The organism is Streptomyces sp. NRRL S-31 (genome assembly GCF_000718775.1).
Taxonomy (GTDB): domain Bacteria; phylum Actinomycetota; class Actinomycetes; order Streptomycetales; family Streptomycetaceae; genus Streptomyces.
Genome location: NZ_JOCB01000068.1, coordinates 1 through 23,038, shown reverse-complemented (window position 1 = coordinate 23,038; position 23,038 = coordinate 1). Strand labels below are relative to the sequence as shown.

General features: G+C 73.5%; 19 protein-coding genes. 6 read left to right on the top strand and 13 right to left on the bottom strand.

The window, feature by feature from the left end; all coding sequences use genetic code 11:
- Window positions 1-413: 413 nt before the first annotated feature.
- The 7 genes from IF37_RS0124855 to IF37_RS0124825 form a co-directional block, all read right to left on the bottom strand.
- Entirely contained in the window at window positions 414-3,269 is a 2,856-nt protein-coding gene (locus IF37_RS0124855) for a DEAD/DEAH box helicase (protein WP_030746606.1), read from the bottom strand.
- 97 nt (window positions 3,270-3,366) lie between these two features.
- Window positions 3,367-3,948, bottom strand: a complete 582-nt coding sequence (locus IF37_RS0124850; protein ID WP_030746603.1) for a hypothetical protein — start codon at window positions 3,946-3,948, stop codon at window positions 3,367-3,369.
- On the bottom strand, window positions 3,945-5,090 hold the full coding sequence (locus IF37_RS0124845) for an ROK family glucokinase (RefSeq protein ID WP_030746601.1): 1,146 nt from the start codon (window positions 5,088-5,090) through the stop codon (window positions 3,945-3,947). The genes IF37_RS0124850 and IF37_RS0124845 overlap by 4 nt, the downstream gene beginning before the upstream one ends.
- A 297-nt stretch (window positions 5,091-5,387) precedes the next feature.
- Complete coding sequence (locus IF37_RS0124840) at window positions 5,388-6,158, bottom strand: ATP-binding cassette domain-containing protein (RefSeq protein ID WP_030746599.1); 771 nt, start codon at window positions 6,156-6,158, stop codon at window positions 5,388-5,390.
- Window positions 6,155-7,297, bottom strand: a complete 1,143-nt coding sequence (locus IF37_RS0124835; protein WP_253915836.1) for an ABC transporter permease — start codon at window positions 7,295-7,297, stop codon at window positions 6,155-6,157. The genes IF37_RS0124840 and IF37_RS0124835 overlap by 4 nt, the downstream gene beginning before the upstream one ends.
- Window positions 7,294-8,298, bottom strand: coding sequence for a sugar ABC transporter substrate-binding protein (locus tag IF37_RS0124830; RefSeq protein ID WP_030746595.1), 1,005 nt, complete (start codon window positions 8,296-8,298; stop codon window positions 7,294-7,296). Before IF37_RS0124830 ends, IF37_RS0124835 begins: the two co-directional genes overlap by 4 nt.
- A 256-nt stretch (window positions 8,299-8,554) precedes the next feature.
- Window positions 8,555-9,292, bottom strand: coding sequence for a GntR family transcriptional regulator (locus IF37_RS0124825; protein WP_106981848.1), 738 nt, complete (start codon window positions 9,290-9,292; stop codon window positions 8,555-8,557).
- A 130-nt stretch (window positions 9,293-9,422) separates the two neighbouring features.
- Here IF37_RS0124825 and IF37_RS0124820 point away from each other — a divergent pair, with 130 nt between their 5' ends.
- Window positions 9,423-10,445, top strand: a complete 1,023-nt coding sequence (locus IF37_RS0124820; RefSeq protein WP_030746589.1) for a Gfo/Idh/MocA family oxidoreductase — start codon at window positions 9,423-9,425, stop codon at window positions 10,443-10,445.
- A 155-nt stretch (window positions 10,446-10,600) separates the two neighbouring features.
- Complete coding sequence (locus IF37_RS0124815) at window positions 10,601-10,996, top strand: ribonuclease domain-containing protein (protein ID WP_030746585.1); 396 nt, start codon at window positions 10,601-10,603, stop codon at window positions 10,994-10,996.
- 22 nt (window positions 10,997-11,018) lie between these two features.
- Here IF37_RS0124815 and IF37_RS0124810 read toward each other — a convergent pair whose 3' ends face one another.
- From IF37_RS0124810 to allB, 3 genes are all read right to left on the bottom strand, one after another.
- Window positions 11,019-11,834: an AIM24 family protein gene (locus IF37_RS0124810; protein ID WP_030746582.1), complete on the bottom strand. Its 816-nt coding sequence runs from the start codon at window positions 11,832-11,834 to the stop codon at window positions 11,019-11,021.
- A 126-nt stretch (window positions 11,835-11,960) separates the two neighbouring features.
- Complete coding sequence (gene alc, locus IF37_RS0124805) at window positions 11,961-13,076, bottom strand: allantoicase (RefSeq protein WP_030746579.1); 1,116 nt, start codon at window positions 13,074-13,076, stop codon at window positions 11,961-11,963.
- 39 nt (window positions 13,077-13,115) lie between these two features.
- The gene (gene allB / locus IF37_RS0124800) at window positions 13,116-14,453 is read right to left on the bottom strand and encodes an allantoinase AllB (protein WP_030746578.1); all 1,338 of its coding nucleotides are present in this window, start codon (window positions 14,451-14,453) and stop codon (window positions 13,116-13,118) included.
- A 284-nt stretch (window positions 14,454-14,737) separates the two neighbouring features.
- On the opposite strand from allB, the gene IF37_RS0124795 reads away from it, so the two are divergent.
- The gene (locus IF37_RS0124795) at window positions 14,738-15,535 is read left to right on the top strand and encodes an IclR family transcriptional regulator (RefSeq protein WP_030746576.1); all 798 of its coding nucleotides are present in this window, start codon (window positions 14,738-14,740) and stop codon (window positions 15,533-15,535) included.
- A gap of 161 nt (window positions 15,536-15,696) precedes the next feature.
- Here IF37_RS0124795 and IF37_RS0124790 read toward each other — a convergent pair whose 3' ends face one another.
- Window positions 15,697-16,005 carry a DUF5955 family protein gene (locus IF37_RS0124790; protein WP_079165868.1) on the bottom strand — a complete coding sequence of 103 codons (309 nt, stop codon included), beginning with the start codon at window positions 16,003-16,005 and terminating at the stop codon, window positions 15,697-15,699.
- A gap of 145 nt (window positions 16,006-16,150) precedes the next feature.
- Here IF37_RS0124790 and IF37_RS0124785 point away from each other — a divergent pair, with 145 nt between their 5' ends.
- Together IF37_RS0124785 and aceB are read left to right on the top strand one after the other, a co-directional pair.
- Complete coding sequence (locus tag IF37_RS0124785; RefSeq protein WP_030746568.1) at window positions 16,151-16,759, top strand: NTP transferase domain-containing protein; 609 nt, start codon at window positions 16,151-16,153, stop codon at window positions 16,757-16,759.
- A gap of 184 nt (window positions 16,760-16,943) precedes the next feature.
- Entirely contained in the window at window positions 16,944-18,569 is a 1,626-nt protein-coding gene (aceB, locus tag IF37_RS0124780) for a malate synthase A (RefSeq protein ID WP_030746567.1), read from the top strand.
- A gap of 163 nt (window positions 18,570-18,732) precedes the next feature.
- Here aceB and IF37_RS0124775 read toward each other — a convergent pair whose 3' ends face one another.
- Together IF37_RS0124775 and IF37_RS0124770 are read right to left on the bottom strand one after the other, a co-directional pair.
- Window positions 18,733-19,647, bottom strand: coding sequence for a HipA family kinase (locus IF37_RS0124775; protein ID WP_030746566.1), 915 nt, complete (start codon window positions 19,645-19,647; stop codon window positions 18,733-18,735).
- A 336-nt stretch (window positions 19,648-19,983) separates the two neighbouring features.
- Window positions 19,984-21,498, bottom strand: coding sequence for an IucA/IucC family siderophore biosynthesis protein (locus tag IF37_RS0124770; RefSeq protein ID WP_030746564.1), 1,515 nt, complete (start codon window positions 21,496-21,498; stop codon window positions 19,984-19,986).
- Between the two features lie 138 nt (window positions 21,499-21,636).
- On the opposite strand from IF37_RS0124770, the gene IF37_RS0124765 reads away from it, so the two are divergent.
- On the top strand, window positions 21,637-23,038 hold a 1,402-nt coding region (locus IF37_RS0124765; RefSeq protein WP_030746561.1), incomplete at its 3' end, for an IucA/IucC family protein.

Genomic DNA, 23,038 nt, shown 5'->3' with positions numbered 1-23,038 from the left:
CGGCTCCACTCCCTCCGGCTCGGTCACGCCACGCGCACTTCCCTGCGGTTCGGTCTTCGACCCCGCCGCACCCCACGCGACACCCTCCGACTCGACCGAGTCCAAGGCCGTTTCACAGGACTCAGCCGCACCACGCACCACACCCCGCGACTCGGCCGCATCCCGCGCCACACCATCCGGCTCGGCCGAGTCGAAGACCGTCGCGTTCAGGTCGCTTCCCTGCGGCTCGGTCGCGCCGCGCGCCCCGGCCTCCAGCTCGGCCACGTCCCAAGCCGTACCCCGCGGCTCCGCCGCGCCGCACGCCCGGCTGTCCCGCTCGGACTCAACCCTTTCCCGGGCCGCCCGCAGGGCCCGGCGGGCCGCGTCGCCGGGGCGGGAGCCGTCGGTGCCCGGGCGGGAGCCGTCTGTGGTGGTCATGACGTCCTCCTCAGCGAGACGAGGTCGGACAGCTCGCGGTCCGTCAGTTCGGTGAGGGCTGCCTCGCCAGAGCCGAGGATGGCGTCGGCCAGGGCGCGCTTCGCGGCGAGCATCTCGGCGATGCGGTCCTCCACCGTGCCCTCGGTGACCAGGCGGTGGACCTGGACGGGCTGGGTCTGGCCGATGCGGTAGGCGCGGTCCGTGGCCTGCTCCTCGACGGCCGGGTTCCACCAGCGGTCGAAATGGACGACATGGCCCGCGCGCGTGAGGTTCAGGCCGGTGCCGGCGGCCTTCAGGGAGAGGACGAGGACCGGGGTCTCGCCGTTCTGGAAGCGGTCGACCATGCGCTCGCGTTCCGGGACCGGGGTTCCGCCGTGCAGCAGGTCGACCGGGACCGCCCGGGCGGAGAGGTGGGCGGTGAGGAGGCGGGCCATGCCGACGTACTGGGTGAAGACGAGCACGGAGCCGTCCTCGGCGAGCACGGTGTCCAGCAGCTCGTCGAGCAGGGCGAGCTTGCCGGAGCGGGCCGCGAGCCGGTCGGCGTGCGCGTCCTCCTTGAGGTACAGCGCCGGGTGGTCGCAGATCTGCTTCAGGGCGCCGAGCAGCTTCAGCACCAGACCCCGCCGTGCCATGCCCTCGGCGGTCTCGATGGCCAGCATCGACTCGCGCACCACCGCCTCGTACAGCGCGGCCTGTTCCCGGGTGAGCGGCACCGGGTGGTCCGTCTCGGTCTTGGGCGGCAGCTCGGGAACGATGCCGGGGTCGGACTTCCTGCGGCGCAGCAGGAACGGGCGGACGAGGCGGGACAGGCGCTCGACGGCCTCCGTGTCCTCGCCGTTCTCCACCGCGCGGGCGTGCCGTGCGCGGAACGACTTCAGCGGGCCGAGCAGCCCGGGAGTGGTCCAGTCCAGCAGGGCCCACAGCTCGGAGAGGTTGTTCTCCACCGGGGTACCGGTGAGCGCCACCCGCGCGGGCGCCGGGAGGGTGCGCAGCGTCTTGGCGGTGGCCGAGTACGGGTTCTTGACGTGCTGGGCCTCGTCGGCGACGACCATGCCCCAGGACTGGTCGGCGAGTTGCGCGGCGGCCGACCGCATCGTGCCGTACGTGGTGAGGACGAAGCCGCCGTCCAGCCGCTCCAGGGTGCGGTCCGGGCCGTGGAAGCGGCGGACGGGGACGCCGGGCGCGAAGCGGGTGATCTCCCGCTGCCAGTTGCCGAGCAGTGAGGCGGGGCACACGACGAGGGTCGGTTCGGTGCGGGCCCGCTTCAGGTGCAGGGCGATGAGCGTGATCGTCTTGCCGAGGCCCATGTCGTCGGCGAGGCAGCCGCCGAGGCCGAGGGAGGTCATCAGGTCGAGCCAGGCCAGGCCGCGCAGTTGGTAGTCGCGGAGGGTGGCGGCGAGGCCGGGCGGCGGGGCGGCGGGGCTCGGGCCGGCGGTGAGGCGGTCGCGGAGCGCGGCCAGCGCGCCGACCGGGACGGCCTCGACGCTCTCGCCGTCGACCTCGGCGGTGCCGGTGAGGGCGACGGACAGCGCGTCGACCGGGTCGAGCAGACCGAGTTCGCGCTTGCGGGCCTTGCGGACGAGCGCCGGGTCGACCAGCACCCAGCGGTCGCGGAGCCGTACGACCGGGCGGTGGGCCTCGGCTAGGGCGTCCATCTCGGCCTCGTCGAGCGGATCGCCGCCGAGCGCGAGCTGCCAGCGGAACCGCAGCAGCTCCCCGCTCTCGAAGAAGCCGGTGCCGTCGGTGGCGGAGCCGGGCGCCGGGCGGACCACCGCCGAGGCGGTCAGGTCACGGGCGAGGTCGCGGGGCCAGTGCACGGCGACCCCGGCGGCGGCCAGCCGGCTCGCCGCCACGCCGAGCAGCTCGCCCAGCTCCTCCTCGGACAGGGCGAGGACGTCGGGCACGTCCTGTTCGGCGAGGCGGTCCAGGGGCGGCCACACGCGGGCGGCACGCCGGACGGCGAGGGCGGCGTCCACGCGCGCGCGGGGCCCGAACGCGGTGTCGGCCTCCCCCGCCCACAGGGCCGCCGCGTCGGCCATCAGGGTGGGGTCGGCGAGGCTGTGCACCTGCACGACGGCGGCTCCGGCGGCGCGGGCGTCCGCGCTCGCTCCGGCGTCGAAGACGTCGTACGCGGACAGGTCCAGGCGGAGCGAGATCCGGACGCCCGCGTCCATGCCGGCGGCGACCTCGGCCGCCCACTCGTGGGCCGCGGGCAGGCTCTGCGGCTCACGGGCGGCGAAGGGACGGCCGCCCGCGTGGGGGGCCGCGGGGGTGCGCGGCAGGGTGTCGGCGACCGCGTCCAGGAAGGAGCGGACGAGGGCCTCCGGCTCGGGCAGCAGGAGCGCGCCCGGGCCGGGGAGCGGCACGGCATGGCCCTCGGGGGGCAGGGCCGCCGCGATGGCGCGCAGGTGGGCGATGTCGTCGGGCTCCAGCGGGCCGGCCCGCCAGGCGTCGTGGCCGTCCGGGGTCAGACCGGGCAGCAGCCGGCCGCGGGCGATCAGCCGCAGCGCGTGCAGGGCGGCGGCGCCCCAGCAGGCGGTGGCCGGGTGGGCGGCCGGGTCGTGCCGGGCGCGCACCAGCAGCGGCAGGGCCTCGGCGAGCGGGAGGGTCAGGGCGGGCACCTGGCGGCGGCGCACCCCGGCACCGTGGCGCCGGACGACCGTCAGCTCCTCCGCCTCCCCCGCGGGTGCTTCGGGCAGCGGGCCGCCTTCGGGGTCCCAGAAGGCGAGGCGGCCCTCGCGCGGCAGGGACGCGGGCAGGTAGACGGACGCGAGGCGCACCGAGGCCGGGTGCCCGTCCCCCGTCTCCCGGGACCCACCCGTGCGCTCGGCCACCGCGACCATGCCGCTCATACGTCCTGCCACCTCCCGTCGGTGCGTCGGATCAGCTGTCTCCGACTCTACGGGCGGGGTCTGACAATCGGCCGCGGGGCCCGGCCGGGGCCCCTGTTCACGGGACGGTGCGGGAGACCGCGAACACCATGGGGTAAGCCGGGTCGGACAGGTTGACGACCACGTCCTGGGTGGGCGCGGGGTTCTTCTGCGTGTGGGTCAGTCCCCACCACGGGCCCGGTTCGGCGAAGGTCCAGCCGCTGACCTTGCGGTCCCGCTCGCCGATCGTGATGTCGTCCTTCCGCAGCTGGTCCCGGCGTACGCCCATGGCTCCGAGGAAGCTGTCCAGGCCCGCGGGATTGGTGCGGAACTGCACGTAGAGGCGGCTGGTCTTCCAGTTGTTCGTCTCGTAGTAGGCGATGTTGTCGGCGGGGTGCGGGACGGTCACCTGGTAGAGGCGGCGCTGCACCTTGGACGGCCAGCCGGCGGTCAGGCCGGTGGCGGAGTACTTCTCCTCCTTGTCCTTGCCGCTGTCGCGGCTCTGGTTCGCGGAGATCACCAGGTAGCCGGCCGGGACGCCGATGAGCAGGACGATGATCAGCAGGGTGAGCGCCCGGCGCCGGGCCTTGTGCCGCGGGTTCTCGGTGGGCCGGTCCGGCCCGGCCGGCGGGCCGCCCTGGTGGGGCAGCGACGGCGTCATGCGCTGTCCTGGTCGCGGCGGGCCTGGGCGTAGCGCTCGTAGCGTTCGTAGCGCTCCACGCGGCGCCGCTTGGCCCGGCGGAACCGGCGGGCGACCAGCCGGGCCAGGTCGGCGGCGCCCACCATGCCCGCCTCGGGGCCGAGCTGGGCGCGGGTGATGCGGGCCTCGGGGCGGTAGCCGCGGCCGGTGAGGTGGCGCTTGAAGGCGTCCCGGGCCGGGCCGATGAGCAGGTCGTCGGCGGCGCTGACGCCGCCGCCGATCACGAAGCAGGACGGGTCGAGGGCCGCCGCCAGGTTGGCGATGCCGACGCCGAGCCACTGGCCGATGTCCTGGAGCAGCTCCACGCACATCGCGTCGCCCTCGCGGGCCAGCTCGGTGATCATCGGGCCGCTGATCTCGTTGATGTTGCCCTTGACGTGCTCGATGATCCCGTAGGCGACGGGCGAGTCGGCGGCGGCCAGCTCGCGCGCCTCCCGGACCAGCGCGTTGCCGGAGCTGTACTGCTCCCAGCAGCCGCGGTTGCCGCACGGGCAGCGGTGGCCGCCGGGTACGACCTGCATGTGGCCGAACTCGCCGGCGACGCCGAACTTGCCGCGCTTGACCTGGCCGTCCTCCAGGATGGCGCCGCCGATGCCGGTGCCGAGGGTGATCATGACCAGGTGGTCCTCGCCGCGGCCGGCGCCGAAGCGCCACTCCGCCCAGGCGGCCGTGTTGGCGTCGTTGTCCACCAGGACCGGCACGGAGAGCCGGCTGGCCAGCCGGTCGCGCAGCGGTTCGTTCCGCCAGGACAGGTGGGGGGCGAACAGGACGCGGTTGCGGTCGGCGTCGACCCAGCCGGCGGCGCCGATGCCGACCGCGTGCACGTCATGCCGGTCGGACAGGTCGAGGACCAGCTCGACGATGGTGTCCTCGACGACCTTGGGGCTCTTGGACTTGTCCGGGGTCTCCGTGCGGAGCTTCTCCAGGATGTTGCCGTCGGCGTCCACGACGCCCGCCATGACCTTGGTGCCGCCGATGTCGATGCCCACCGTCGGCACCCGGGGCGCGGTCAGGTGGGACCGGCGCTCTCGTGTGCCGACGGTACGGAGGACCGGGGCCCGGCGGGAACCGATGGGGGCGGTGAGGTCGCGGTAGGTGCTCATCGGGCTCGATTGTGCCGCACACCCACCCCGAGTGCCGCGCGCGGGGCGGGGGGAGCCGGCGCGCGCCCGCCACCGCGCGCGGGTGGCCCGCCGACTAGCCCGCGAGATCCGTCACGGCGCGCGGACGGTCCGTCACCGGGCGGGCATGACCGTCACCGGACATGGACGGCCCATCACCTGGCATGGACGGGTCCATCGCCGGACACGAACGTACGGCCCGGCACCCGGCGCATCCTCGCGAGGCGCCGGGTGCCGCGGCCAGACCTCGCCGGCCCGCCTCGGATCGTCAGGTCCCCGTCAGCCCCGCTGGAGCTCGTGGACCAGGGCGTCCAGGTCGGCTCCGCCCGCCATCTGCTTGGTCAGCTCGTCCAGCGTGATCTCGTCCCGTGTGTAGTGGCCCACCATCGTGCCGCGCCGGAGCAGCACGAACCGGTCCCCCACGAGGTACGCGTGGTGCGGGTTGTGGGTGATCAAGACGACGCCCAGGCCCTCGTCGCGTGCTGCCGCCACATATTTGAGGACCACACCGGACTGCTTCACGCCCAGTGCCGCCGTCGGCTCGTCCAGGACGAGGACCTTGGCGCCGAAGTGGACCGCGCGGGCGATCGCCACGCACTGGCGTTCGCCGCCGGACAGGGTGCCGATGGGCTGGTCGACGTCGCGGAGGTCGATGCCCATGCGCAGCAGTGCGGACCGGGTCGTCTCGCGCATGAAGTCGGTGTCCAGGCGCTTGAAGGGGCCCTTGCCCCTGCGAGGCTCGGAGCCGAGGAAGAAGTTGCGCCACACCGGCATGAGCGGGACCACCGCCAGGTCCTGGTAGACGGTGGCGATCCCGCGGTCCAGGGCGTCCCGCGGGGAGGAGAGGATCGTCTCCTCCCCCTCGATGCTCAGCGTGCCGCGGTCGTGCCGGTGCAGCCCCGCGATGATCTTGATCAGGGTGGACTTGCCGGCCCCGTTGTCGCCGAGGACACAGGTGATCGCACCGGGGTCGACCTCCAGCGAGACACCTTCGAGGGCCCGGACCGAGCCGTAGTACTTGCTGACGCCGGCCAGCTCTACGAGAGTCACTTGGTGGCCTCCGCGCGCTTGCGGACCCAGGCGTTGAGCAGGGTCGCGAGGAGCAGCATCGCTCCGAGGAAGAACTTGAACCAGTCGGGGTTCCACTCGGCGAAGACGATGCCCTTGCTGGTCATGCCGAACAGGAGCGCGCCCACCGCCGAGCCGACCGCGCTGCCGTGGCCGCCGGTGATCAGACAGCCGCCGATGACGGCCGCGATGATGTAGATCAGCTCGTTGCCGACTCCCTCGCCGGACTGGACGGCGTCGAAGGAGAAGAGCAGGTGCTGGCCGGAGATCCAGGCGCCGAACGCGACGCCCATGTAGAGGCCGATCTTGGTCTTGGCGACCGGGACGCCGACCGCGCGGGCCGCGTCCTCGTTGCCGCCGACGGCGAAGATCCAGTTGCCGGTGCGGGTGCGCAGCAGCACCCAGGAGGCGAGGGCGACCAGGCCCAGCCACCACAGGATGGTGACCTTGACGTCGACGCCGCCGACGCTGAGCGTCGAGGCGAAGACCGCGCGGGCGCTCGGGAAGCCCTCCATGTCGCCGATGGTCTTGGTGGAGACCGTGTCGTCGATCAGTTTGGTGAAGCCGAGGTTCATGCCGGTCAGCATCAGGAAGGTGCCGAGCGTGACGATGAAGCTGGGCAGTCTGGTGCGGGTGAGCACGAAGCCGTTGAAGGCGCCGATGGCGAGGGTGACCAGGAGGGACACGCCCACGCCGACCCACACGTTCGCCGTCATCTGGTAGCTGAACATCGAGGAGACCAGTGCCGAGGACGTCACCAGGACGCCGGCCGACAGGTCGAACTCGCCGCCGATCATCAGCAGGGCCACCGGTACGGCCATGATGCCGATGGTCGAGGAGGCGTACAGGACGGTGCTGAGGCTGGAGGCGCGCAGGAAGCCGTCGGCGACGAAGGCGAAGAAGACGAACACCGCGAGGGCGCCGACGACCGAGCCCAGTTCGGGGCGGGCGAGCAGCCCGCGCGCCGCGGAGGTGCGCAGAATCCGTTCGTCGACCGTCACCCCGCTCGTACCGCTCCCTCCGCCCAGGGCAGTCGCCCCGCTCGCGCCGTCGGTGGTCGCGCTCGCGCCGCCCGTGGTCCCGCTCGCGCCGCCGGGCGTGCCGTCGGTCGCCGCGCTCATCGGGTGCCCCGGTCGGTGTACTCCGCCAGCGCGCCGGCCTGGTCCTTGGTGATGATCTGCGGGCCGGTCAGGACCGGCTTGCCGCCGCCGAGGACGTCACCGTTGTACTTGTACAGCCACAGCAGGTCGACGGCCTGGTAGCCCTGGAGGTACGGCTGCTGGTCGACGGCGAAGCCGAGGGTGCCGTTCTTCAGCGAGGCCGCGACCTTCCCGTTGAGGTCGAAGGTGTCGATCTCGGCCTTGCTGCCCGCGTCCGTCCGCGCCTTCACGGCCGTGTCGGCGTAGGGCGCGCCGAGGGTGACGACGGAGTCGATGGACTTGTCGGTCTGGAGCTTGGCCTCGATGGCGGACTGCACGTCGGGCATGTTGGTGCCGTTGACGTAGAGCTTGCGCAGCGTGCCGCGGAAGGTCTTGGCGACACCGTCGCAGCGCTGCTCGTGCCCCACGTTGCCCTGTTCGTGCAGCACGCACAGGGCCTTCTTCTTCCCGCGCCGGTTCAGCTCGTCGCCGACGGCCTCGCCGGCGATGGTCTCGTCCTGGCCGATGTGGGTGAGGGCGCCGAACTCCTTGGACTGCTCGGAGCCGGAGTTCACCGTGATCACCGGGATGCCGGCCTTCTCGGCGCGTGCCACGGCGGCCTTCATGGCGTCCGGCTTGGCGAGGGTGACGATGATGCCGTCGACCTTCTTGTCCACGGCCGCGTCCACCAGCTGGGCCTGCTGCTGGGCCTCGTCGTCGTGCGAGTACAGGAACTTGATGTTGTCCTTGACGGCGGCCTGCTTGGCGCCGCTCTGCACGATGTCCCAGAAGGTGTCGCCGTCCCCCGAGTGGGTGATCATCGCGAAGGTCCAGCGGGGGGTGTCCACCGCCGCCCGCCCCTGGGCCGCGGCGGCCTTGCGGGCGTCCTCCGCCCGCTTGCCTCCGGTGCTGCTGCACGCCGCCAGGGACACGGAGAGTGCCCCCGCCAGCGCTATGCCTACCCAGGTCCGAAACCGTGCCACGAGGCCGTGCCCTTCTTGTTCCGCTCTTGCTCTGCTCCGACGTGCGTGAGGGGCGGGTGACCCACCGGCGGCGCGTACCGGCGGTGACTCACCAGCCCCCGAACACTTCAGTATCGGTCACGCGGAGCGCGCGGGGAACGGCCGGGACCCCGGAAACGTCTCTCTTGTCCGGACATCGCTACGAAGTGCGGGGCGCCGGGGAGGCCGGAGAACGCCGCCAGACGTCTCCGTCGGCGGACGCTGTCGGCGGTCGCCGTCAGGACCGTACGAGGAGCTGGAACTCGAAGGAGTAGCGGCTCGGGCGGTAGGTGTGGTCGCCGAATTCCACCGCGCGCCCGGTGTCGTCGTAGGTGGTGCGCTGCATGGTCAGCAGCGGCGCCCCCTCGTGCTCCGTGAGCCGCTCGGCCTCGGCGGCCGTGGCGCCGCGGGCGCCGATGGACTGGCGGGCGCTGTGCAGGGTGATCCCGGCGGAGCGCAGCAGCCGGTACAGACCGGTGGCCTCCAGCTGGTCGGTGCCGAGGTCGAGCAGGCCGGGCGGCAGGTGGTTGATCAGGTAGGCCATCGGTTCGCCGTGGGCGAGGCGGAGCCGTTCGACGCGGTGGACCTCCCCGCCCTCGGCCACACCGAGCGCGGCGGCGACCCCGGCGGAGGCCGGAACCACCGTGTTGACCAGCACCTTGGTCGCGGGGCGCTGGCCGGCCGCCTCCAGGTCGTCGTAGAGGCTGCTCAGTTCCAGCGGGCGTTTGACCCGGCTGTGCACGACCTGGGTGCCCACGCCCCGGCGCCGGACGAGGAGCCCCTTGTCGACCAGGGACTGAATGGCCTGGCGGACGGTCGGCCGGGACAGACCGAGCCGCGCGGCCAGTTCGATCTCGTTGCCGAGCAGGCTGCCCGGGGTGAGACCGCCGTGCTCGATGGCGGCCTCCAGCTGCTGGGAGAGCTGGAAGTACAGCGGCACCGGGGAGCTTCGGTCCACACGGAGGTCGAGCGGCACGGTCGGGTCCACATCTGGTTTCGGCACGGGTTCGAGCGTAGCCCCGTGCCAGGTTGACGGGAAGTCGTGTAGTCCGATTGTCCGGACATATCAATTGACAGCGTGCGGCCTCCGCCCCCACTTTGTTTCCATGCGCATCGGGGTCATCGGTACGGGCCGCATCGGCACCCTGCACGCGAGGACGCTCAGCCGCCACCGCGAGGTCGGCTCGCTGATCCTGGCGGACGCCGAGCCGGCGCGGGCGCGGACACTGGCGCACCGACTGGGCGAGACGGCGGCGCCGGGCGTGGACGAGATCTTCAGATGGGGCGTGGACGCGGTCGTGATCACCACGGCGACGTCGGCCCACGCCGAACTCATCGGCCGGGCGGCCCGCTCGGGCCTGCCGGTCTTCTGCGAGAAGCCGATCGCCCTCGACCTGCTGGGCACGCTGCGCGCGCTCGCCGAGGTGGAGGCCGCCGGGACGGTCCTCCAGATGGGCTTCCAGCGGCGGTTCGACGCGGGGTACGCCGGCGCCCGGGAGGCCGTGGCCGCGGGCCGTCTCGGCCGGCTGCACACCGTGCGGGCCATGACCTGCGACCAGTCCCCTCCCCCGGAAGGATGGCTGCCGCTGTCCGGCGGGCTGTTCCGGGACATGCTGATCCACGACTTCGACATGCTGCGGTGGGTGACGGGCCGGGAGGTGGCCGACGTGTACGCCACCGGGTCGGACGCCGGTCCCGCGATGTTCCGCGAGGCGGGGGACGTCGGCACGGGGGCCGCGCTGCTCACGCTGGACGACGGCACCCCGGCCGCGGTGACGGCGACCCGGCTGAACGGCGCCGGCTACGACGTCCGCATGGAACTGGCCGGGGAGCGCGACACGGTGGTGGTGGGCCTGGACGACCGTACGCCCCTCGCCTCCACCGAGCCGACCGGGCCGCCGCCCGCGGACAAGCCGTGGACGGGCTTCCTGGAGCGGTTCGGGCCCGCCTACGAGGCCGAGCTGAACGCCTTCGTGCGGGTGGTGCGCGGCGAACGGACCAATCCGTGCGACGGCGGGGAGGCGCTGCGGGCGCTGCGGATCGCGGAGGCCTGCGAGATCTCCCGGCGCGAGCGGCGACCGGTGCCACTCGCGGAGATCCCGGACCGGGAGGGGCCGTCGTACGGCTGAGTGCGGCGCGCGGGCACCACCGTGTTCGTGTCGTGAGGAAGGTGTGATGGCGGGGAGGCGACGGGTCAACCCCGGGGAAAAATTCACGGCCGCACCGGTGAACTCTGGCGCCTTGTCATTGACATGCCATGATCTACGCGCGTCATCATGAGTCCATGAGATTCCCCCCACGCGCCACGCGCCTCGGTGCGGCAGCCGCCCTCCTGTCCGCCCTCCTCGTGGGCGGCACCGTCTCCGCCACCGCGGCCGACGCCGCCGCCCGGTCCGTCGGCAGCGTCTGCTACGGCGACCTGCCCCCGCAGGCGTACGACACGCTGAAGCTGATCGAGCAGGGCGGTCCGTTCCCGTACTCGCAGGACGGCGTCGTCTTCCAGAACCGGGAGCACGTCCTGCCCAGCCGGTCCACGGGCTACTACCACGAGTACACGGTGATCACGCCGGGCTCCCCCACGCGCGGTGCGCGCCGCATCGTCACCGGTGAGCAGTACCGGGAGGACTACTACACGGCGGACCACTACGCCACGTTCGACCTGGTCGACTACGGCTGCTGAGCCCGCCCGGCGGCCCGTCGGCTCAGCCGGCGTGTGTCGAGAACAGTCCGCCCGTCGGGCCCTGCTTGTCGCCGCCCTGCGCCTTCTTCAGGGCGTTGGCCAGTCCCTCGATGGTGAGCGACTGGAGGATCACCCGGCCGTCGCCCTCCAGCGTGGCCAGGGACAGGCCCTCGCCGCCGAAGACGGCGTTCATGATCCCCTGGCGGTTGAGGCCGCCTACGCGCTGGACGCCGTACTCGACGCCCTCCTCGAAGGCGACCACGCAGCCGGTGTCGACCTCGATGCGCCCGCCGAAGTCCGCCGGGTTCAGGTCGATGAAGTTCCCCGCGCCGGCGATGATCACGGTGCCGTGCCCGGTGAACTTCTCCAGGACGAAGCCCTCGCCGCCGCTCATGCCGGTCCGGCCGCCGGCGAAGGCGATGCCGAAGTCGACGGTGGACTCGGCGGCCACGAAGGCGTCCTTCTCGGCGAACCACGCACGCCCGCCGTCCAGCTCCAGGGCGCGCATCTCGCCGGGGAGCACGCCCGCGAAGCCGACCGTGCCCTCGCCGCCCTGGGCGGTGAAGTACTGGAAGGCCAGCGACTCACCGGCGAGCATGCGCTGGCCCACCTGCATGGCGGTGCCCATGGCCTGGCGGAGCAGGCCGCCCATGCCGCCGCCCGAGCCGCCCTGCTGCTGCCCGCCGCTGCCGGAGGGGCCGGACAGCCGCGTCTCCATGGTCACGTTGGTGGTCTTGAACAGGAACTTCCCGGCCTCGCAGTAGACGGTCTGGCCGGGACGCAGGTTGACGACCGCCATCTGCATGGCGTTGCCGACGATCTCTTGCTGAAGGGTCACGTGGGAGACAACGCGGCAGGCGGAGGAAAAGGTTCCGGACCGCCGGGACGAGGATCGGCGGGGGTGGCGCGCGGGTGCCCCGGTGCTGTCGGACCGGGGCACCCCACGCGTGCGCGTGGGCCGGGGTCAGCCCCCCAGCTCCTGGTGGCGGGCGGCCAGACCGCTCGCGCCCTGCTCGGTCAGGGAGCCGAACAGGCGCAGCCGGGAGATGCCGCCGTCGGGGAAGATGTCGATCCGCGCGTGGGTGCCGACCGCCGGCTCGGGCAGGACGAAGCGGTGGTTGGTGTCGGGCTGGAGCGGGGTGCGCGGGAGGACCTCGGTCCACTCGCCGTCCTCGCCGTCCCGGACGGAGACCGACGCCCAGCCGGCGCTGTTGCCCTTCAGGTAGGCGGTGTCGATCTCGACCGCCCGGACCTGGGACTGGGCGACGAGCCGGTAGCTGATCCAGTCGTTGCCCCGGTCCCGGCGGCGGCGGGTCTCCCAGCCGTCGTCCATCTTGCGGGACCGGCCGGGCTGGATGGTGTTGGTGGCCGGGGAGTAGAAGAGGTTGGAGGCGTCCTCGGCCTGGCCGCCGTTCTCCAGGGCGACCACGTCGAAGGTGCCGAGGGCCGCGAGCCACTCGGGGTCCGGGACGACCTCGCCGTACACGCGCAGCCGGGCGATGCCGCCGTCGGGGTGCTGGTTGATCCGCAGGTGGGTGAAGCGCTGCTCGGCCGAGACGGCGAAGCCGTTCGCCGCGTGTCCGCCGACCGGGGTGCGCGGCACCAGCGTCGTCCACTTCACGTCCTCGCCCAGCAGTTCCTCCGGGGAGGGCGAGCCGGGTACGGAGGTGGCCTCGACGGAGACGGCCTGCGGGTAGTTGCCGCGGAAGTGGGCGGTGTCGACGACGATGCCGCGGATCACCCCGGGCGCGCCGAGCCGGACCAGCGCCCAGTCGTGGTCCTCGGCCGTCGGCCACGGGTGGGCGGCGGAGGCGCCGCGCCGGCGGCGGGTCTCCCAGCCGTCCATGATCTTGCCCTTGTGACCGAAGTGCTCGGGGTCGAACTCGGCCCGTTCGGGCACCAGCAGGTTCTCCCGCTCGGCGAAGAACTCGTCGTTGGCGGCGATGACCCCGGCGCCGAGCCGCCGGTCGGCGAGGTTGGCGTACCGGGTGAAGGGGAAGTCGGCGGTGCGGTAGTCCGCGTACGGGTCGCCGCCTCCGTAGGGGTTCGCGTCGCCGGTGAAGCTGGGTGTCGCCGTCACGGTGATCAGGTCTTCCTTTCGGGGCTCGGTGGGTGGCTTTCAGTGGGTGCGGCTGAGGAGCGTGCCCTTCGGCTCGGTGAACACGCCGTCGGCGACGATGCGTTCGCCGCGCAGCCAGGTGGACTTGACGACGCCGTACAGGGTCCTGCCGGCGTAGGCGGTGACCCGGTTGCGGTGCTGGAGGCCGGCCGGGTCGACGGTGAAGGTCTCGTCGGGCGCGAGCACGGCGAAGTCGGCGTCGCGGCCGGCCTCGATGGCGCCCTTGCGGTCCAGGCCGACCAGGCCGGCGGTGCGCGTGGACATCCAGCGGACCACGTCCTCCAGGGTGTGGCCGCGCCTGCGGGCCTCGGTCCACACCGCCGGCAGGCTGAGCTGGAGGCCGGAGATGCCGCCCCAGGCGGTGGCGAAGTCGTCCGTCTTCAGATCGGCGGTGGAGGGCGAGTGGTCGGTGACCACGCAGTCGATGGTGCCGTCGGCCAGCGCCGCCCAGAGCAGGTCCTGGTTGGCGGCCTCGCGGATGGGCGGGCAGCACTTGAACTCGCTGGCACCGTCCGGGACTTCCTCGGCGGTGAGGGTGAGGTAGTGCGGGCAGGTCTCGACGGTGACGCGGACGCCCTCGGCGCGCGCGGCGCGGATCAGCGGCAGGGCGTCACCGGAGGAGAGGTGCAGCACGTGCACCCGGGCGTCGAGGCGCCGGGCCTGCGCGATCAGGTTCGCGATGGCCGTGTCCTCGGCGTCGCGCGGGCGGGAGGCGAGGAAGTCCGCGTACTTGGGGCCGCCGTGCTGCGGGGCGGCGGCCAGGTGGTGCGGGTCCTCGGCGTGCACGATGAGCAGTCCGCCGAACCCGGCGATCTCGGCCAGGGACCGCGCGAGCCGGTCCTGGTCGAGGTGCGGGAACTCGTCGACGCCGGACGGGGAGAGGAACGCCTTGAACCCGAAGACGCCGGCGTCGTGCAGCGGGCGCAGGTCCTTGACGTTGTCGGGCAGGGCGCCGCCCCAGAAGCCGACGTCGATGTGCGCCTTGTCCCGGGCCACCGCCTGCTTGATCCGCAGGTGGTCCACGGTGGTGGTCGGCGGCAGGGAGTTGAGCGGCATGTCGACCAGGGTGGTGATGCCGCCGGCCGCCGCCGCGCGGGTGGCGGTCCAGAAGCCCTCCCACTCGGTGCGGCCCGGGTCGTTGACGTGCACGTGGGTGTCGACCAGGCCGGGCAGCAGGATGTGGTCGCCGACGTCCTCCAGCCGGGCCCCGGCCGGGACCTCGGCGTCGTACGGCAGGACGGCCGTGATCGTCCCGGCGGACACGGTGACCGTGGCGGCCCGCGTCCCCTCCGGAGTGACCACGCGCGTCGAGCGCAGCACCAGTTCAGCGTCGGACACCCGAACCCCTCTCTCTACCGCCGTCTTGCATCCAGGAACCGGGATGTACACCCACGTAACGGATTTCAACGTTCTGTTGAAGGAGTGTTCACTCCCGCTTCCCGACCGTCAAGGGGCACACTTTTGGACACCACGCGGGCACACGAAGGCAGCGTGAACCCCTGGACGTTTCCACAAAGCGGAATTAGAATTCCAGCAAGCAGAACGTAGCTATGTACAAGCAGGGAGTCAACCGGCTGCCGGGTAGGCTTCTGCCCTCCCGCCAGCCCCGAAAGGAACGCGCCGTGCCGACGTCCAGCGCCAGCGCCACCGACTCCGCCAAGCCCTCCGCCGCCGGTGGGGTGCAGTCCCTGGAGCGCGCCTTCGACCTGCTCGAGCGGATGGCGGACGCGGGCGGCGAGGTGGGATTGAGCGAGCTGTCCGCGGCCAGCGGACTGCCGCTGCCGACCATCCACCGGCTGATGCGCACGCTGGTCGCCTGCGGCTACGTACGGCAGCAGGCCAACCGGCGGTACGCGCTCGGGCCCCGGCTGATCCGGCTCGGCGAGTCCGCGTCCCGGCTGCTCGGCACCTGGGCGCGGCCGTACCTGGCCCGGCTGGTGGAGGAGACCGGCGAGACCGCGAACATGGCGCTGCTCGACGGCGACGAGATCGTCTACGTCGCCCAGGTGCCCTCCAAGCACTCCATGCGGATGTTCACCGAGGTCGGCCGGCGGGTGCTGCCGCACTCGACCGGTGTGGGCAAGGCGCTGCTGGCGGGGGTGCCGGACGCGGAGGTGCGGGCGCTGCTGTCCCGGACCGGCATGCCCGCGGCGACCGAGAAGACCATCACCACGCCGGAGGGGTTCCTCGCCGCGCTGGCGGAGGTACGGCAGGCGGGGTACGCCGTCGACGACAACGAGCAGGAGATCGGGGTGCGGTGCCTCGCGGTGTCCGTGCCCGACTCCCCCACGGCGGCCGCCATCTCCATCTCCGGACCGGCGGGACGGGTCACGGAGACGGCCACGGAGCGGATCGTGCCGGTCCTCCAGCAGGTCGCCCGCGAACTGTCCGCCGCGCTGGTCAGCCAGAACCAGGGCTGACCGGCCCACGGCGCCCGCCACGGCCGAGTCGCCCGACGCGGCCGTGGCGGGCGACTCGCACGCCCGGAGCCGGGCCGGCGCCGCCGGGACCCTGGTCCGTGCGTCACCGCCCTGGACCGCGCGTGCGCCACTGCCCTTCCCCAGGGCTTCGCCAGGGCTCCCTAGGGCCTGTCGCCGAACAGGTTCACCGCGTCGCGCACCTGTGACAGGCCCCGGGCCAGCGCGCTCATCGAGCCGATCGCCCCGGCGATCAGCAGCAGGGAGCCGCGCAGGCGCGGGATCTCCGGCAGGCCGCTCGCGGCCATCGCCGCCAGGGCCGCCAGCTCGTCCTCGGCTATCGTCCGGTCGGGGAAGTCCGCCGGCAGCGCGGCGAGCTGACGGCGCAGCCGGGACACCGCGCTCCGCAGTTCCGCCACCCTCGGGTCCTCGTCGCTGCCGGTCACCGGCGCCTGCCCCAAGCTCCGCAACACAGCCCTCCCCCCTCGGAACGCCCTCGTGCGCGGGTCAGTAAACGCCACCCCGCGCGGGAGCGCCACAGCGCGGACCGAAATTCAGCCCAACGGAACCGGTGGCGGAAAACCGGTCGGTCCCGGCGCCGTCGGGTATGCAGGACCCATGACGGACAACCGGGATCTTCAGCGGGACGTCGCGGGGCTGCTGCTCGCGGCCGGCGGCGGCAGACGGCTCGGCGGACGCCCCAAGGCGCTGCTGACGCACCGGGGGCGGCCCCTGGTGGAACACGCGGCCGGGGTGCTGCGCGCGGCCGGGTGCGGGCGCGTCCACGTGGTGCTGGGCGCCCGGTCGGACGAGGTGCGCGCCCGCGCCGAACTGGACGGCTGCGTGCTGGTGGACAACCCCGACTGGGCGCAGGGCATGGGCTCCTCGCTGCGCGCCGGGCTGGCCTCGCTGGCCGGCACGGGGGCGCGCGCGGCCCTGGTCGGCCTGGTGGACCAGCCCGGTATCGGACCGGCCGCGGTGGCCCGGGTGCTCGGGGCGTTCGAGGACGAGGGGTCGCTGGTCTCGGCCGCCTACGACGGGGTGCGCGGGCATCCCGTGCTGTTCGGCGCCGCGCACTGGGCGGGCATGGCCCGGGAGGCGACCGGGGACCGCGGGGCGCGGACCTACCTGAAGGCGCACGCGGCGGAGATCCGGCTCGTGGAGTGCGCCGACGTCGCCGAGCCCTACGACATCGACACCGAGGCCGATCTGGGCCACCTTGAGTGAGCGGGGTGGCACCCGGCGCCACCTTCCCTCGACCCAGAGATTCTCGACATCAACAAACCATTGAAGTTCCACGATGAGGAAACTACTATCCACTGCTCAGAAGCGTCCGACCGCACAGCGGGCGCTGTCTGCCCTATTCGCGCCACTTGGCACCCGGTGCCACCGCTGAAGGAAGTGACAGCTCATGTCCGCACCAGCGCCGTCCCCGCTGGCCATCGTCGACGCCGAGCCCCTGCCCCGGCAGGAAGAGGTCCTCACGGACGCGGCGCTCGCCTTCGTGGCGGAGCTGCACCGGCGGTTCACCCCGCGCCGTGACGAACTCCTGGCCCGCCGGGCCGAGCGCCGCGCCGAGATCGCCCGCACCTCCACGCTCGACTTCCTGCCGGAGACGGCCGCGATCCGCGCGGACGACTCCTGGCGGGTCGCCCCGGCCCCGGCCGCGCTGAACGACCGGCGCGTCGAGATCACCGGCCCCACCGACCGCAAGATGACCATCAACGCGCTCAACTCGGGCGCGCGGGTCTGGCTCGCCGACTTCGAGGACGCCTCCGCGCCGACCTGGGAGAACGTCGTCCTCGGCCAGGCCAACCTGATCGACGCCTACACCCGGAACATCGACTTCACCGACGAGCGCACCGGCAAGTCGTACGCCCTGCGACCCGCCGAGGAGCTGGCGACCGTCGTCATGCGGCCGCGCGGCTGGCACCTGGACGAGCGGCACCTCACCGACGCCGACGGCCGCCCGGTGCCGGGCGCCCTGGTCGACTTCGGCCTGTACTTCTTCCACAACGCCCAGCGGCTGCTCGACCTCGGCAAGGGCCCGTACTTCTACCTGCCGAAGACCGAGTCGCACCTCGAAGCCCGCCTGTGGAACGACGTGTTCGTCTTCGCGCAGGACTACGTCGGCATCCCGCAGGGCACCGTCCGCGCCACCGTGCTGATCGAGACCATCACGGCCGCGTACGAGATGGAGGAGATCCTCTACGAACTCCGCGACCACGCCTCCGGGCTGAACGCGGGCCGCTGGGACTACCTGTTCTCCATCGTGAAGAACTTCCGGGACGGCGGCGCCAAGTTCGTCCTGCCGGACCGCAACGCCGTCACCATGACCGCCCCGTTCATGCGGGCCTACACCGAACTGCTCGTCCGCACCTGCCACAAGCGCGGCGCGCACGCCATCGGCGGCATGGCGGCCTTCATCCCCTCCCGCAGGGACCCGGAGGTCAACAAGGTCGCGTTCGAGAAGGTCCGCGCCGACAAGGACCGCGAGGCGAACGACGGATTCGACGGCTCCTGGGTCGCCCACCCCGACCTGGTGCCGATCGCCATGGAGTCCTTCGACAAGGTCCTCGGGGACAGGCCGAACCAGAAGGACCGGCTGCGCGAGGACGTGCGCGTCGAGGCCGCCGACCTGATCGCGATCGACTCGCTGGACGCGAAGCCGACGTACCCGGGCCTGGTCAACGCCGTGCAGGTCGGCATCCGGTACATCGAGGCCTGGCTGCGCGGGCTCGGCGCGGTCGCCATCTTCAACCTGATGGAGGACGCGGCCACCGCCGAGATCTCCCGCTCGCAGATCTGGCAGTGGATCAACGCGGGCGTCGAGTTCGAGAACGGCGCCACGGCCACGCCGGAGCTGGCCCGCAAGGTCGCCGCCGAGGAACTCGACGCCATCCGCAAGGAGATCGGCGAGGAGGCGTTCGCGGCCGGACACTGGCAGCAGGCGCACGACCTGCTGCTCCAGGTGGCCCTGGACGAGGACTACGCCGACTTCCTGACCCTGCCGGCGTACCGGCAGCTGCGCGGCTGATCCCGCCCACCGCGACGCCCCCGGCACCCGTGGGTGCCGGGGGCGTGCCGCGTCGTGAGCGGGCGGTCCGCGGCGGCGGCGCCCCTCGGCGGTGCGGCCGAGCGACCCGGCCGGCGGACCGTCCGGCGGCGCCTCGCGCCGCCGGGCCGGGGCCTTGGCGGCCTCAGCCCAGGTGCACCGACCAGTCCTGCTGCGCCGCCGGCTTGCCGTGCAGGTCGGGGACCCGCTTCAGCCAGTCCGGGCGGCCCGCCTGCGTCTTCGCCGTGCGGGCGGCCTCCTCGGCGGCCAGCTCCTCGCGGCTCGGGAAGTCGGTGGGCAGCCACTCCGGCGAGCGCCGGACGCGGTCCAGCAGATAGCCGACGTAGGCGTCGCGGACGTCGTCGGGGGTGGCGAACCCGGCGTCCTCGGCGAGCCAGGCGTCCGGCACCTCGGCGACGATCCGGCGCAGCAGCTCCTCGGTCACCCGGGGCGCCAGTTCGGCGTCGGCGGCCCGCACGTCCGGGCCGTAGAGGCCGAGGGCGTGGTGCCGGAAGTCGTACTTCCGGCCCGGGTCCGTGGCGTCCCAGCGGTGGTGGAAGACGAGGGCGGCGCCGTGGTCGATGAGCCACAGGCGCGTGGGCGCGGTGCCGAGGTTCGGCCACACCATCAGGTTGGAGCTGTGCACCGTACGGTCGACGTTGGCGGTCAGCGCGTCCAGCCAGACGATCCGGCCGGCCTCCAGCGGGTCCACCGGGAAGGTCCGGGCGATCTCCGGGGTGAAGTCCCGGGCGCCGGGCAGATAGTCCATGCCCAGGTTGACGCCCGCGCTGGCGCTGTGCAGCTCGCGCACCTCCTGGTGCGGCTCGGCGGCGGCGATGGCCGGGTCGAAGTGGACCAGGACGAGTTCCGGGAAGCGCAGGCCGAGCGCGCGGGCGAGCTCCCCGACGATGATCTCGGCGACCAGCGCCTTGTGGCCCTGCGCAGAGCCGGTGAACTTCACGACGTACGTGCCGAGATCGTCGGCCTCGACGACTCCGGGGACGGAGCCGCCGGATCGCAAGGGTTCGACGTACCGGGTCGCGGAGACTTCCCTCAGCATGTTCGAAGGCTCCGCCACTCATCGGCCTTGCGTTTCATGGCCACCTCCAAGGGGTTCCGATCCGGGGGAACGTCCACGACCGGCCCTCGGGAGAAGTCGGGGAGTTCCGGCTGGCACGCTCGTCTCCCTCACTCCCCAGCGGTCCGTCGATGGCGGTGCGACCCCTGCCTGCGGCCACCGGCCTGAAGTGAGCATAGTAACCAAGCGTGACAGCCGAGGAGGAATCCCTCCGGGGCACGAGACTGGCCGCCCGGCGGGGTGCCGCAGCCATCTCGGTGTGGACGGGCGACACGTGGTGATGGTCCGACCGCGGCGTACCGGGCGGCCCACGGCGGGTCAGGGGGCGGGTGCGGGGTGTGCCAGGGGGTTCGGCAGTGGCTGGTAGCGGGCGGCCGCGCCGTCCGCGCCGGTCCAGCGCAGCAGCAGGTTCGTCTTGCCGGGCAGCGTGGGCGCGGTCAGCAGGGCGGGGATCTCGGGCAGGTCGTGCCGGGCCAGTTCGCGGCGGGCGGCGGGCCAGGGGTCGAAACCCGGGTGGTGGTCGGCGAGGGCGCCGGCGATCTCCGAGAGGTGGTTGACGACCAGGCAGTACACCAGTCGCTCCCAGCCGGCGGCGCGCGTCACGTCCGGCAGCAGCTTGGCGCCCTCGGCGTCCCGGAACAGGGCCTGCACGGGGGTGCCTGACGCGTCCACGGCGACCAGGGTGTTCTGGAGGTGCGCCTCCAGGACCACCCCGTGGTCGTCGAAGGCGGTCAGCACGGGCGGTACGACCTGCCGCAGGTACGCCTCCCACCAGCCGGCCGGATCGGTGGCGGCGGCCAGCGGACTGCCCGCGAAGCCCTCGGCGAGACCCGCCGCGAGCAGCGGGACGGCGCCCGGCAGGAGGTGGCCGCGCAGCCCGTCCCGGACCAGCACGGCCAGCTGCTCGAAGGCGAAGGCGGCGGTGCGGTAGCCGCGGTCGCTGAGCCAGGCGGCGGGCGGGCCCATCGCCGCGAAGGCGTGCCCGGCGGCGGTGTCGGTGCGGCGGAGCCCGCGCAGGTCGTGGCGCCACAGCCGGCGGACGTCGTTGGTGATGCGGACGTCCAGGCTGAACTTCAGGAACAGGTCGCGGCCGGGTTCGTACACCGTGCGGACGGCGGCGGTGGGCCAGGTGTCGGACGCGGTGGTGCCGAGCCGCAGCAGCCGGCCGTCGGCGAACGCGGGCGCGAGGTCGCGGCCGGCCAGCTCGAGCTGCCAGGGGTGGGCGGGCAGCAGCCGGTAGCCGGGCGGGGCCGTGCCGAGGGCGTCCAGCGCGCGGGTGTCGCCCTCCTCGGCCACCTGGTCCTCGCGGACGCCGAGCAGCGTCAGCGGGAAGCGGGCGTGCGCCTCGGGGGCGTACGGCAGCCAGGAGGCGACCGGGCCGCCGCCGCGCGCCTTGGGCGCCGGGTGGTACGGGTGGCCGATGAGCAGGGACTGCTCGGAGCGCAGGTACGGGTCCTCGGGCGGGGTGGCCCGCGCGCGGGCGGTGAGCAGGGCGGCGACCGCCTCCCGGCTGTCGAGCATCTCGGCGGGCAGGTCGCCGCCGGGCAGCCCGGTGTGCCGGCGCAGCTCCTCGGCGACCAGTTTGACCAGCTCCGGGTGGCCGATCGGGTGCCAGGCCCCGGCCCCGTACAACTCGGGGTCGGCGGGGCGCCGGCCGGCCCGCACCCGCAGCAGCCGGCCGTCCGGCAGCCGGTGGGCGCGGCGGTCGCCGGCGCCGTCCGGGAGCGGCACGGCGACCTCTCGCAGCAGGCAGTTGAGCAGCGGGGCCGACGCGTACGCGTCGGCGCGGCAGCCGGCCTCGCCGGTGGGGGGTGTGAGGTCCACGCGTTCCATTCGTCCGTCGTCCAGGGGCTCGCGGTCGTCCCCGCGCACGCCGGGTGCGCCGTCCGGGAGCCGGAGACGATCAGTATGGCCGCCGTCCGCGGCGGTCCCCGACAATCGTGCCGTGCCCGCCTACCCCAGGAGCCGACCGTGCAGCGTGCCCGTACCGCCGAGACCGAGATCGCCGAGGAGCTGGCGGCCGTCCGGCCCGCCCTGCTGCCCCGGTACGCGGCGGAGCTGCCGGGTGCCCGGGCCGCCGTACTGACCCGGCTGTGGCGGGCGCTGGTCCACGAGCCGCTGCCGTGGGTCACCGGCAGGACGCCGGACGCCGACGGCCTCGCGCTGCGCCTCGCCGACGGCCGCACCCTGCGCGGGCCGCGCGCGGACCCGTACGCGACGCGCGCGTACGTCGGCGCCGTGCTCCTGGACCGGGAGCGGTACGACGATCCGGCGCTGCTGCTGGCCGCCCTGCGGGTGCCGCACGGCTCCGCGTTCGCGGCGGAGCTGGGGCACAGCGTGGCCTCGCTGGCGCTGTCCCGGGCCGGCGGGGACGATTCGCGGGAGTGGCCGGAGGCGGACTGGGCGTGGGAGCGGCGGGTTGTCGACGGGCACCCGTTCCACCCGGGCTGCCGTTCCCGGCCCGGCTTCTCGGTGGCGGACCAGCTGGCGTACGGACCCGAGCACGGGCCGGTGGTGGAGCTGGGGACGGTGCCGGTGCCGGCGGACGAGTGCCTGGTGTCCGGGGACTGGCCGGCGGAGCTGCGGGCGGGCGGGCGGCTGCTGGTGCCGGTGCATCCCTGGCAGGCAGCGCACGTGCTCAAGCAGCCCTGCGACGCCTGGCGCGCGGCCCGGCCGCTGATGTCGCTGCGCACCCTGGCGCTGCCCGGCGGCCCGCACGTGAAGACGGCGCTGAGCGCGCGGCTGACGTCGTCGGTGCGGGACATCTCGGCGTACTCGGTCGAGGCCGCGGCACCGCTGACCGCGCTCGGCGAGGAGCTGGCGGCGCGCACCGGCGGGCTGCTGCACGTCACCCGCACGCTGGGGGCGGTCACGGCCGGCTCCCCCGGCCTGGCCGCGCTGCTGCGCGAGTCGCCGGGGGTGTACGCGGCGCCTGGGGAACACGTCCTGCCGGTGGCCGCGCTCGCCACCACGTCCCTGCCCCGGTCGCCCGCGTGGCTGGCCGCGTTCACCCGGCTGGCGCTGACGGTGGGCCTGCGGCTGCTGGACCTGGGCGTGGCCCTGGAGGCGCACGGCCAGAACCTCCTGGTGGTCCTGGCGGCCGACCGCACGCCCGTGCGCCTGGTCTACCGGGACCTGGCCGACATCCGGATCAGCCCCGCCCGGCTGGCCCGCCACGGCATCGCTCCGCCCGCCCTGGGGGGCCGCCTGATCACCGACGACCCGACGGCCCTGCGCCGCAAGCTGTTCGGCTCCCTGGTGGCGGGCGCCCTGGCCGGTACGGCGGGCTCGGCCCACACCCTGGCCGCGGCCCTGCGCACCACCCTCCCCGGCCTGCCCCCCACCCCCGACCCCGCCCCCCCGCGCGACGACC